At 43.8% G+C, this 11953-nt stretch carries 10 protein-coding genes; 6 read left to right on the forward strand and 4 right to left on the reverse strand.

The features are described from left to right. Window positions 1-65 precede the first annotated feature (65 nt). The 3 genes from eno to crcB are packed head-to-tail and all read right to left on the reverse strand — an operon-like array spanning window position 66 to window position 2469. On the reverse strand, window positions 66-1355 hold the full coding sequence (eno, locus tag AB5903_RS20530) for a phosphopyruvate hydratase (protein WP_195658612.1): 1290 nt from the start codon (window positions 1353-1355) through the stop codon (window positions 66-68). Between the two features lie 57 nt (window positions 1356-1412). Further along, complete coding sequence (locus AB5903_RS20535; protein WP_117667597.1) at window positions 1413-2081, reverse strand: pentapeptide repeat-containing protein; 669 nt, start codon at window positions 2079-2081, stop codon at window positions 1413-1415. A gap of 10 nt (window positions 2082-2091) precedes the next feature. After that, a complete protein-coding gene (gene crcB, locus AB5903_RS20540) occupies window positions 2092-2469 on the reverse strand; it encodes a fluoride efflux transporter CrcB (protein WP_195658613.1) in 378 nt (125 codons plus the stop codon). A gap of 205 nt (window positions 2470-2674) precedes the next feature. Between crcB and AB5903_RS20545 the strand changes: the two genes are divergently transcribed. The 4 genes from AB5903_RS20545 to gcvT all read left to right on the forward strand — a co-directional run bounded on the left by AB5903_RS20545 (window position 2675) and on the right by gcvT (window position 8983). Further along, window positions 2675-4837 carry a glycoside hydrolase family 97 protein gene (locus AB5903_RS20545; RefSeq protein ID WP_272709834.1) on the forward strand — a complete coding sequence of 721 codons (2163 nt, stop codon included), beginning with the start codon at window positions 2675-2677 and terminating at the stop codon, window positions 4835-4837. Window positions 4838-5008: 171 nt separating this feature from the next. Then, the gene (locus tag AB5903_RS20550; RefSeq protein ID WP_005652075.1) at window positions 5009-6418 is read left to right on the forward strand and encodes an amidophosphoribosyltransferase; all 1410 of its coding nucleotides are present in this window, start codon (window positions 5009-5011) and stop codon (window positions 6416-6418) included. 217 nt (window positions 6419-6635) lie between these two features. Next, a complete protein-coding gene (gene pepT, locus AB5903_RS20555; protein ID WP_005652073.1) occupies window positions 6636-7862 on the forward strand; it encodes a peptidase T in 1227 nt (408 codons plus the stop codon). 29 nt (window positions 7863-7891) lie between these two features. Continuing rightward, entirely contained in the window at window positions 7892-8983 is a 1092-nt protein-coding gene (gene gcvT / locus AB5903_RS20560; RefSeq protein ID WP_005652071.1) for a glycine cleavage system aminomethyltransferase GcvT, read from the forward strand. Window positions 8984-9113: 130 nt separating this feature from the next. Here gcvT and AB5903_RS20565 read toward each other — a convergent pair whose 3' ends face one another. Further along, window positions 9114-9365, reverse strand: coding sequence for a type B 50S ribosomal protein L31 (locus tag AB5903_RS20565; RefSeq protein ID WP_004289781.1), 252 nt, complete (start codon window positions 9363-9365; stop codon window positions 9114-9116). Window positions 9366-9555: 190 nt separating this feature from the next. On the opposite strand from AB5903_RS20565, the gene AB5903_RS20570 reads away from it, so the two are divergent. Next, window positions 9556-10563, forward strand: a complete 1008-nt coding sequence (locus AB5903_RS20570) for an endonuclease/exonuclease/phosphatase family protein (RefSeq protein ID WP_195658615.1) — start codon at window positions 9556-9558, stop codon at window positions 10561-10563. Window positions 10564-10842: 279 nt separating this feature from the next. After that, complete coding sequence (locus AB5903_RS20575; protein WP_005652060.1) at window positions 10843-11853, forward strand: class II fructose-bisphosphate aldolase; 1011 nt, start codon at window positions 10843-10845, stop codon at window positions 11851-11853. Window positions 11854-11953: the final 100 nt, after the last annotated feature.

Below are 11953 nucleotides of genomic sequence, written 5' to 3' on the forward strand. Positions count from 1 at the left end.
CCATAAGATTTCTGAGTTAGTTTTATGCAAAGATAGGATTTTTACAAATATTACCCCTCAGGTTTTTACATTGACCCTTTTATTCTTTTGTATCCGTATACGGCGTTATTGCCTATCTCTTCTTCGATGCGCAACAACTGATTGTATTTAGCCATACGGTCTGAACGGCTTAAAGAACCGGTCTTGATTTGACCGCTGTTGGTGGCTACGGCAATGTCTGCAATCGTGGAATCTTCCGTTTCGCCGGAACGATGGGACGTAACGGTCGTGTAGCCATGACGGTGCGCCATTTCGATGGCATTCAGCGTTTCTGTCAGGGAGCCGATTTGATTTACCTTAATCAGTATGGAGTTTGCGCAACCTTTTTCGATACCCATGGCAAGGAAATCTACATTGGTGACAAATAGGTCGTCACCTACCAGTTGACAGCGGTTTCCGATGCGGTCGGTCAGTTTCTTCCAGCCATCCCAGTCGTTTTCGCTCATGCCGTCTTCGATAGAGTCGATAGGATATTTGTCAATCAACTCTTCCAGATAAGCTACCTGCTCGTTGGCTGTACGTTTTTTGCCTTTCTCACCTTCGAATTTGCTGTAATCGTAAATGCTGTCGTGATAGAATTCGGAAGAAGCGCAGTCCATGGCAATCATCACATCCCTGCCCGGTTCGTAGCCGGCAGCCTTAATGGCAGCAATGATCGAGTCCAAAGCGTCTTCTGTGCCTGTCAAGTCGGGAGCGAAACCGCCCTCGTCGCCTACAGCAGTACTAAGTCCGCGGTCATGCAATACTTTCTTTAAGGCGTGGAACACTTCTGCGCCCATGCGCAGACCTTCACGGAAAGAATTCGCCCCTACCGGACGTATCATAAATTCCTGGAAAGCGATGGGGGCATCACTGTGCGAACCGCCATTGATGATATTCATCATCGGAACAGGCATTACATATGTATTTGTTCCACCGATATAGCGATAGAGGGGAATATCAAGGTATGCCGCCGCTGCTTTGGCTACGGCAAGCGAAACCCCCAAGATTGCATTTGCACCCAGATTGGATTTGGTCTTTGTGCCGTCCAAGGCCAGCATGGTATGGTCGATACTCATCTGTTCAAGAACCGACATGCCGATCAATTTGGGAGCGATGATATTATTAATATTGTTAACGGCTTTCAGTACTCCCTTGCCACCATAACGTTTTTTATCACCGTCACGCAGTTCTAGGGCTTCATGTTCGCCAGTGGATGCACCGGAGGGTACGGAAGCGCGGCCGATAAAGCCGGACTCTAATATTACATCAACTTCTACGGTAGGGTTTCCTCTTGAATCAAGAATCTCACGTCCGATAATCTTTTCTATTTTCATCTTATTTTATTTTAAATGTAAATTCCATAGGTATAACAAGTGAAAATGGAAAATTGTTCAGTCTTTTATTACGAGTCCCAGCAGGCTTGTCAGGTCCATGGCTTGGTGGGTACTGACGATAGCTCCCCGTATATCCGGCAGATTGACGTGAATACCCTCGATATGCGAATCGCTCAAGTCAATGCCCCTGAGCGGAGTATGCGAAAATTCCGCTTCTACTAACTCGCAATTGGTAAAAGCGATGGAAGTCAACTTGCAGTCGTTGAAGTCGCTGTTACGCAAATCGCAGGTGGTGAACTCCGCCTGATTGATTTTACTCATGGAAAAATTGAGGTATCTCGCATTGCAATCCTGCATCCTGCAATGATTCAGGATTGTTTCTGGCAGATTTGTGCCTACCAGTTTACAGGAAATGAATTCTACCCGAAAAAGAGAGCTTTCTGCAAATGATATGTTGGACAAATCGCAATGCTCGAAACGGACATCCGTAAAGTGAGTAGCTTTCAGTTTACAGTTGTTGAACTGTACATGGCTGAAAGTGCAATTGGTGATACTTTTATAAGAACAATCCATTGATTCTTCCGTTTGTTTGCTGAAACATATCCCTCTGACAGTTTCTTCGGTCCTAAGCCATTCCTTGAGTGATTTGGAACTCTCGACTTGACTTTCAAAAGTGGGGGAGATGACCCGTACGGGCGGCATGCTGAAGGGTTTGCCTGTTCTCATGATTGCTGTTTTAAAAGGTCTTCCCTAAGATATTTCCGCCCCATACTGCAAATATTCCCAACAAGATACTTAATAAGGTATATAGGGCGAATAATCCGTAAAATCCTTGTTTAATCAGAATCAATCCGTCGTTGGAAAATGTGGAAAAAGTGGTGAAGCCACCACACAAGCCGGTAGTCAGCAATATTCTTACTTCTGCGGATAAGTTGAAGCGGGCGGATAAGACGTAGAACAATCCTATCAGGAAGCCTCCGATGATGTTTACGGCAAATGTAGCCCAAGGAAAGGAGTAGGGTACTATCCGTTCATGGAGTGCCATTTGCACGCAATAGCGCAATACGCTGCCTGTGCCGCCGCCAAGAAATATGGCTATCAATATTTTAGTCATAATAATTGAAGTCTGGTATTGAGTTGACAAAGATAGTGTTTTCATTCCATTTGTATTTCCGAGTGAGCGGTATTTCTTTTAAAAAACAGGTTTATAATCACTTATGCAAACGTTTGCTTTTATTTCATATCTATTTTCATTTGATAACCTTAAATCAGGAGACTTTCCTGCTTATATTTGCATCAAATAAATTATAAATCATAGCATGAGAAACATGAAAGCAATTTGCATTAAACTAACCTGCTTCCTGCTCGTACTTTCTATGAGTAGTGCAGCAATGGCCGAGAGCATCACCTCGCCCAATGGACAACTTCAATTAAACTTCTCCGTCAATTCTCAAGGTGAACCTGTTTATGAACTTTTCTACAAAGGAAAAGCTGTTATAAAGCCCTCAAAGCTGGGTTTGGAATTGAAGAATGATCCGGGACTGATGAACGGATTTACTCTGGCCGATACCCAAACGTCTACATTCGACGAAACATGGGAACCGGTGTGGGGTGAGGTGAAACAAATCCGCAACCATTATAATGAAATGGCTGTAACGCTGGACCAAAAAGCGCAAGACCGTAATATTATCATCCGTTTCCGTCTTTTCGATGATGGCCTCGGTTTCCGTTACGAGTTTCCTTTACAAAAGAATTTGAACTACTTTGTTATTAAGGAAGAACGTACCCAATTTGCCATGACGGGTGACCATAAGGCGTTTTGGATTCCGGGTGATTATGATACGCAGGAGTATGACTTTACAGAGTCCAAACTTTCTGAAATCCGCGGTCTTATGAAATCTGCCATTACCGGTAATGCGTCGCAGACACAATTCTCTCCGACAGGCGTACAGACTTCCCTTCAGATGAAAACGGCGTACGGCTTGTATATCAATCTGCACGAAGCTGCCTTGGTAGACTACTCCTGCATGCATCTGAATCTGGATGATAAAAATCTGATTTTTGAATCTTGGCTGACGCCCGATGCAGTAGGTGATAAAGGTTATATGCAAGCTCCCTGTAAATCGCCGTGGCGTACGGTGATTGTCAGTGACGATGCACGCGATATTCTTGCTTCCAAGTTGACTTTAAATTTGAACGAACCTTGCGCTTATGAAGATGTTTCTTGGATTAAACCTGTGAAATATGTAGGAGTATGGTGGGAAATGATTGCCGGTAAAAGCACTTGGGCGTATACGGATGACCTGCCTTCTGTTAAGTTGGGCGAAACGGACTATTCCAAAACAAAACCTAACGGACGTCATGGCGCCAACAATGAGAACGTGAAGAGATACATAGATTTTGCCGCTGCCCACGGCTTTGACCAGGTTCTGGTAGAAGGTTGGAACGAAGGTTGGGAAGACTGGTTCGGACACTCCAAAGATTATGTTTTCGACTTTGTGACTCCGTACCCCGATTTCGATGTGAAGATGTTGAATGCATATGCCAAGAGTAAAGGTGTTAAACTGATGATGCACCATGAGACTTCTTCTTCCGTCCGCAACTACGAACGCCACATGGACAAAGCTTACCGGTTTATGGTCGATAACGGTTATAATGCTGTGAAGAGCGGTTACGTAGGAGATATCATCCCGCGTGGCGAACATCATTACGGACAATGGATGAACAATCACTATCTTTATGCCGTAAAAAAAGCTGCCGACTATAAAATCTGTGTCAACGGCCATGAAGCCGTACGTCCTACCGGTTTGTGCCGTACTTATCCGAATCTTATCGGCAACGAATCTGCCCGTGGCACTGAATACGAAGCATTTGGCGGTAGCAAGCCGTTTCATACCACACTACTTCCGTTCAACCGTCTTATCGGCGGACCGATGGACTACACTCCGGGTATTTTTGATACAAAACTGGATTTCATGGGCGACCTGCCTCACGGACAGGTACAAACTACGCTTGCCAAGCAGTTGGCTCTTTATGTAACCCTTTACAGTCCGTTGCAAATGGCTGCCGATCTAGTGGAGAATTACGAGAAGCACATGGATGCATTTCAGTTTATCAAAGATGTAGCCGTAGATTGGGACGACAGCGAATATATTGAAGCTGAACCGGGAGATTACATTACCGTAGCCCGTAAGGCGAAAGGTACTGATAATTGGTTTGTAGGCGGCATTACAGATGAAAATGCCCGCACAGCCGGCTTTACTCTCGATTTTCTGACGCCGGGCAAGCGATATGTAGCTACTCTGTATGCCGATGGTAAGGATGCCGACTACAAAGAGAATCCTACTTCCTATCAGATAAAGAAAGGTATTGTAACCAACAAAACCAAAATCTCCGTTTGGGAAGCACGTAGCGGTGGTTTCGCATTGAGCTTGATTGAAGCTACTCCGGCTGAGAAGAAGAGTGTGAAAAAATGGAAATGATTAAGGTAAAAAGAAATTCTTATTAGGTATTGGTAAACTCCCCGCAGGACTGACTTCTTTGTTTTGGCGGGGAGTTTTTTATTATTTTTAGAGGTGGAATATATCGCTCACAAGGAAACTTCTTTGTACCTTTGTGCCCGTTAATAAAATAACTAATAACACAAGGAACTTATGGGAGGTTTTTTCGGGACAGTCGCCAAGGCAAGTTGCGTGGCGGATTTGTTTTACGGCACAGATTATAATTCGCATTTAGGGACAAAACGTGGCGGTTTGGCTACTTATGATCAGGATGAGGCTGTATTTACACGCTCCATTCATAATTTGGAAAGTACCTATTTCCGTACGAAATTTGAAGACGAACTGGATAAGTTCAAGGGAAATTCCGGCATCGGAATTATCAGTGACACAGACCCTCAACCTCTTATTTTAAATTCCCATCTCGGTCGTTTTGCCATAGTTACGGTTGCCAAGATTATGAACCTGAAAGAGTTGGAAACCGAACTTCTGGAGCAAAATATGCACTTTGCCGAATTAAGCTCCGGCAAAACCAATCAAACGGAACTTATCGCTTTGCTGCTGATACAAGGTAAGACTTTTGTAGACGGCATTGAGAATGTATACAAGCATATTAAAGGTTCATGTTCCATGCTGCTGCTGACTGAAGACGGCATTATTGCCGCCCGCGACCGTTGGGGGCGCACTCCCATTGTTATCGGTAAGAAAGATGGAGCATATGCAGCCACAAGCGAATCGAGTAGTTTCCCGAACTTGGGATATGAAATAGACCGCTATCTGGGACCGGGCGAGATTGTCCGTCTGCATGCAGAAGGGGTGGAACAGATGCGCAAACCTAATGAGGAGATGCAGATATGTTCTTTCCTATGGGTTTATTATGGCTTTCCCACTTCATGCTATGAGGGAAAGAATGTGGAAGATGTACGCTTTGTTTCCGGACTGAAAATGGGACAGACCGATACCTCGGAAGTAGATTGTACGTGCGGCATACCCGATTCCGGTGTCGGTATGGCGCTGGGATATGCCGAAGGAAAGGGAGTGCCTTATCATCGCGCCATTTCAAAATATACTCCGACTTGGCCGCGTAGTTTCACTCCCAGCAGGCAGGAAATGCGTTCGTTGGTGGCAAAGATGAAACTCATTCCTAACCGTGCCATGCTGGAAGGTAAACGCCTTCTGTTTTGTGACGATTCCATTGTCCGTGGAACTCAGTTGCGCGATAATGTAAAGGTGCTTTATGAGTATGGAGCGAAAGAAGTACATATTCGTATTGCCTGTCCGCCGTTGATATATAGCTGTCCGTTTGTAGGCTTCACAGCATCCAAAGGAGATTTGGAGTTGATTACCCGCCGTGTCATTAAGGAGTTGGAAGGTGATGAAAACAAAAATCTTGAGAAATATGCCACTACGGGTTCGCCGGAGTACGAGAAAATGGTAGAAGTTATCCGTGAGCGTTTTGGACTGTCATCATTAAAGTTCAATACGCTGGAAACATTGGTTGAGGCTATTGGTCTGCCTAAATGTAAACTTTGTACCCATTGTTTTGATGGTAGCAGTCACTTTTGATTGACAAAATAGTTATTAATGAATGAAAAAGGGTCGTGAATTGCTTGGCAGTTCACAATCCTTTTTTTAATTTTACGGCAGTAAAATAGTGATTAGGGTTTAGTGATAAGTGATTAATGCCGTTCGGATAAAAGGAGGGCGCGGTTGTAGCCTACTGACCGTTAATCGTTCATCACTAACCACTAATCGCTAATCACTAACTATAATCACTATCATCATGACTTTAGTAGAACGTTTTTTAAAGTATGTAAGTTTCGATACGCAATCGAATGAGGAAAGTGGGGTAACTCCGAGTACTCCGGGGCAAATGGTATTTGCCAGGTTCTTGAAAGAAGAATTGGAAGCTTTGGGGTTGGAAGAGATTACATTGGATGAGAACGGTTATCTGTTTGCCACTCTTCCTGCCAATATAGATAAGTCTGTACCTGTTGTCGGCTTCATTGCCCACATGGATACTAGTCCCGATATGAGCGGGAAAGATGTTTCCCCGCGCATTGTAGAGAATTACGATGGAAAGGACATTGTTCTTTGCGCAGATGAGCAAGTAGTTCTTTCTCCTGCTCGATTCCCCGAATTGCTCGACCATAAGGGAGAAGATTTGATTGTTACTAACGGAAAAACATTATTGGGTGCCGATGACAAAGCCGGTATTGCGGAGATTGTTTCGGCAGTAGCTTATCTGAAAGAACACCCTGAAATCAAACATGGTAAAATCCGTATCGGTTTCAATCCCGATGAGGAAATCGGTTTGGGTGCGCATAAATTCAATGTTGAGCAATTCGGTTGCGAATGGGCTTATACTATGGATGGCGGTGAAGTAGGCGAACTGGAGTTCGAGAACTTCAATGCGGCTTCTGCCAAGATTGTTTTCAAGGGACGCAATGTACATCCGGGCTATGCCAAAAACAAGATGATAAATTCTATCCGCGTAGCCAATCGTTTTATTTCCATGTTGCCCAGCCACGAAACACCGGAACATACCGAGGGGTACGAGGGCTTCTATCATCTTATTGGAATTACGGGTGAAGTGGAGCAGACCACGGTTACTTACATTATTCGCGATCACGACCGTGTCCGTTTTGAGAGCCGCAAGAAAGAATTTGAACACCTTGTCTGCAAAATTAATGCCGAATATGGCGAGGGTACAGCTGCACTCGAACTACATGACCAATATTATAATATGCGTGAGAAGATTGAGCCGGTGATGCATATCATCGATACAGCTTTTAAAGCTATGGAAGCCGTCGGTGTAGAGCCTCACGTAAAAGCTATTCGTGGTGGTACGGACGGTGCGCAACTTTCGTTCAAAGGCTTGCCGTGCCCCAACATCTTTGCCGGTGGTCTGAATTTCCACGGACGTTACGAATTTATTCCTATTCAGAATATGGAGAAAGCCATGAATGTTATCGTCAAGATAGCCGAACTCGTTGCCGCTAACAAATAAATCATAATCTATAACTTATAAGTCACACCATGAAAACCACTCCATTTACAGAAACGCACATCTCGCTGGGAGCTAAGATGCACGAATTTGCGGGATACAATATGCCTATCGAATATTCCGGTATCATTGATGAACATCTTACTGTTTGTCAGGGTGTCGGTGTGTTTGACGTCTCCCACATGGGAGAGTTTTGGGTGAAAGGTCCGCATGCTTTGGACTTTTTACAGACAGTCACCTCTAATAACGTAGCAGCCCTTACTCCCGGTAAGGTACAATATACTTGCTTCCCCAATGAGGATGGCGGTATTGTAGATGATTTATTGGTTTACCGGTACGAGCAGGAGAAATATCTGTTGGTAGTCAATGCTTCCAATATCGAGAAAGACTGGAACTGGTGTATGTCTCATAATACGATGGGAGCTGAGTTGGAGAATGCTTCCGACCGTATGGCGCAGCTTGCGGTACAAGGTCCGAAAGCTATCGAAGCATTGCAGAAACTGACACCTGTTAATCTTTCCGAACTTTCGTATTACACCTTTACGCATGGTGAATTTGCAGGTGAGCCGGATGTTATAATCTCCAATACCGGTTATACTGGAGCCGGTGGTTTTGAACTCTATTTCTATCCTGAAGCTGCAATAAAAATATGGAATGCCGTGTTTGAGGCTGGTGCGGAGTTCGGTATCAAACCTATCGGTTTGGGTGCTCGTGATACGCTTCGCCTTGAAATGGGATTCTGCCTGTATGGAAATGACCTGGATGATACCACGTCGCCTATTGAAGCTGGATTGGGATGGATTACCAAGTTTGTAGAGGGTAAGAACTTTATCAATCGTCCGATGCTGGAGAAACAGAAGACGGAGGGTACGGTACGTAAATTGGTTGGTTTTGAAATGGTAGATCGCGGTATTCCCCGTCACGGTTATGAGTTACAGAATCCGGAAGGTACTCCTATTGGAGTGGTTACTTCGGGCACAATGTCGCCTACCCGTAAAATTGGTATCGGTATGGGGTATGTGAAGCCCGAATATAGTAAGGTTGGTACGGAAATCTGTATTGATATGCGCGGCCGTAAGTTGAAGGCTGTGGTGGTGCGTCCGCCGTTTCGCGGGAAAGTCTGATTTACCTAAACAGGATGATGCGGTTTCCGTGGAAATTATGTCTTGCATGGGACTGACGTTGGGTAGTATGCATATAGTAAAAAAGGGAATCTATAGCAGATTCCCTTTTTCCGTTTCTTTGAAAAACAGATTATTTCTTACGGTTACCGTAACGGCTCATGAATTTATCAACACGACCAGCTGTGTCAACCAACTTAGACTTACCAGTGTAGAACGGGTGAGAAGTGCTGGAGATTTCCAACTTTACCAACGGATAAGTTTCGCCTTCGAACTCGATAGTCTCCTTAGTATTTACTGTAGAACGAGACAAGAACACATCGCCGTTTGACATATCTTTAAATACTACCGGACGGTAATTTTCAGGATGAATACCTTTTTTCATTTCAATATTTGTTTTTTAATTTATATTCTGTTACTATTTTGGTAATAAATAGTGTAATGGTCTTTTTCAGTGCGCAAAGATAATGCTTTTCTATGAAATGAAAAAAGGTTTTTTGCAAAAAAAACTGGCAATTGATAGGTTTATAACTTTTTATTTTAGATTTTTGCAGGAGATTAATATCATATCACCTATGAGAAAACTGATTGTATTCTTTTCTTTTTGGTTCAGCGTTACAATAGTTGTAGCCCAGAACACGGAACGCAAACTGTATAGCATAGCGTTTTATAATCTTGAGAATCTGTTTGATACCATCCATGATGCAGGTAAGAATGACTATGACTTCCTGCCTGATGGCAGTTACCGGTGGACTGCGAAAAAGTACGAAGCTAAACTGCATAATCTCTCGGACGTGTTGAGTTCCTTGTCGCGTAATCTGGTTCCTGAGGGACCGGCAGTAATTGGCGTGGCAGAAGTCGAGAATTATAGGGTACTGACGGATCTTGTCAGTCAGCCGGCTATGGCTAACTATAAGTTTGTTCATTATGAGGGACCCGACAGACGTGGCATTGACTGTGCACTTTTGTATGATCCGCAACAGTTTGCCGTGACGAACTCTAAACTGGTACTTTCCGCTCCGTTTGAAGGGGATACGGTGCATCTGACGCGCGGTTTCCTTATTGTAGACGGTAGAATGGCGGGTGAGCGTGTGTGTTTCATTGTGAATCACTGGCCTTCCCGCGGAGCGAAATCACCGGTGCGGGTGCATGCCGCCAGGCAGGTAAAGGCGTTGACGGACTCCTTGATGCATGAAGACAAAAAGCTGAAACTCTTTGTTATGGGAGATATGAATGACGATCCGATGGATGAAAGCATGCAGACTTTAGGGGCCCGTAAATATATATCGGGCATGAAAGCCAATCAGTTCTTCAATCCCTGGTGGGAAATACTGGAGGATAAGGGTGTGGGAACCTTGCTCTATCGTGGCAAGTGGAATCTGTTCGACCAGATTGTACTGTCCAGACCGTTGGTGAAAGCGAAAAAAGGACTGCGTTACGACCATAGCGAGGTTTTTATCCGCGACTACCTGATTCAGCAGGATGGTAAATACAAAGGTTCACCTTTGCGTACTCATGGCGGGCGCGTATGGCTGAACGGTTACAGCGACCATTTACCTACGATTATCTATCTGAAAAGATAATATATAATAATGTGTAAATAACAGGCCGGAAAACAAACTCGCTTTCCGGCTTTTTTGTTTATAGAGGTAAGAACGCAAAAGGAGAGAATGAACAGACAGATGCAAAAACTTTGTAATATAGAGATTACAATATTCTGTTAATTCAAGCCAATAGCTTTAAAATAGAATGGATTTGACTGGTGAGTAGAGGTATTTTATTCTTCTCTTGTTCTTCTTTTTAAAGGATAATGCTTACTTTTGCGTAGAATTTTAATTCACTAACAATAAACTTTAAACAAAATGGTTAATTACAAAGATTTAGGCCTTGTAAACACAAGAGAAATGTTTGCTCGCGCTATCAAAGGTGGATATGCAATCCCTGCATTCAACTTCAATAACATGGAACAGATGCAGGCTATCATCAAGGCTGCAGTAGAGACTAAGTCTCCGGTTATCCTTCAGGTATCTAAGGGTGCTCGCCAATATGCTAACGCTACTTTGCTGCGTTACATGGCTCAGGGCGCTGTGGAATATGCTAAGGAACTGGGCTGCAAACATCCTGAAATTGTTCTTCACCTTGACCACGGAGATACTTTTGAAACTTGTAAAAGCTGTATCGATTCAGGTTTCTCCTCAGTAATGATTGACGGTTCACATCTTCCATACGAAGAAAATGTTGCTTTGACAAAGAAGGTTGTTGATTATGCTCATCAATTCGATGTTACAGTGGAAGGTGAACTTGGCGTGTTGGCTGGTGTAGAAGATGAAGTATCTGCTGAACACCATACTTATACCAATCCTGAAGAAGTTATCGATTTCGCTACTCGTACAGGTTGTGACTCTTTGGCTATTTCTATCGGTACTTCTCATGGTGCATACAAGTTCAAACCCGAACAATGCCACGTAGATCCTGCTACAGGTCGTCTGGTTCCTCCTCCTTTGGAATTTGCCGTATTGGATGCTGTAATGGAGAAACTTCCTGGATTCCCTATCGTTCTTCACGGTTCTTCTTCGGTTCCTCAGGAAGAAGTTGATACTATCAATCAATTCGGCGGTAAGTTGGAAGCAGCTATCGGTATTCCCGAAGAGCAACTGCGCAAGGCTGCGAAGTCTGCTGTTTGCAAAATCAATATCGACTCAGACTCTCGTTTGGCTATGACTGCTGCTGTTCGTAAGGTGTTTGCTGAGAAACCGGCTGAATTTGACCCGCGTAAATATCTGGGTCCGGCTCGTGACAACATGGAGAAACTTTACAAGCACAAAATCGTTAACGTGCTTGGTTCTGAAAACAAATTGGCTCAATTGGACTGATAAGGTTAATCTGATTATAAAAATGAGGTTGTGTCAAAACGTTGGCACAACCTCATTTATATTTTAAGTTCTGCTATATTTTCTTTTGGCTATGCTACTT

Origin of the sequence: Bacteroides sp. 2201st1_D9_2201SCRN_220225 (assembly GCF_040928965.1) — a bacterium.
GTDB classification, from domain to species: domain Bacteria; phylum Bacteroidota; class Bacteroidia; order Bacteroidales; family Bacteroidaceae; genus Bacteroides; species Bacteroides stercoris.

Excerpts from the sequence above, each read along its gene's own strand:
- AB5903_RS20535 (WP_117667597.1), bottom strand. The coding sequence starts at position 2,081 with ATGAGAACAGGCAAACCCTTCAGCATGCCGCCCGTACGGGTCATCTCC.
- AB5903_RS20545 (WP_272709834.1), top strand. The coding sequence starts at position 2,675 with ATGAGAAACATGAAAGCAATTTGCATTAAACTAACCTGCTTCCTGCTC.
- pepT (WP_005652073.1), top strand. The coding sequence starts at position 6,636 with ATGACTTTAGTAGAACGTTTTTTAAAGTATGTAAGTTTCGATACGCAA.
- AB5903_RS20550 (WP_005652075.1), top strand. The coding sequence starts at position 5,009 with ATGGGAGGTTTTTTCGGGACAGTCGCCAAGGCAAGTTGCGTGGCGGAT.
- gcvT (WP_005652071.1), top strand. The coding sequence starts at position 7,892 with ATGAAAACCACTCCATTTACAGAAACGCACATCTCGCTGGGAGCTAAG.
- crcB (WP_195658613.1), bottom strand. The coding sequence starts at position 2,469 with ATGACTAAAATATTGATAGCCATATTTCTTGGCGGCGGCACAGGCAGC.
- AB5903_RS20565 (WP_004289781.1), bottom strand. The coding sequence starts at position 9,365 with ATGAAAAAAGGTATTCATCCTGAAAATTACCGTCCGGTAGTATTTAAA.
- AB5903_RS20570 (WP_195658615.1), top strand. The coding sequence starts at position 9,556 with ATGAGAAAACTGATTGTATTCTTTTCTTTTTGGTTCAGCGTTACAATA.
- AB5903_RS20575 (WP_005652060.1), top strand. The coding sequence starts at position 10,843 with ATGGTTAATTACAAAGATTTAGGCCTTGTAAACACAAGAGAAATGTTT.
- eno (WP_195658612.1), bottom strand. The coding sequence starts at position 1,355 with ATGAAAATAGAAAAGATTATCGGACGTGAGATTCTTGATTCAAGAGGA.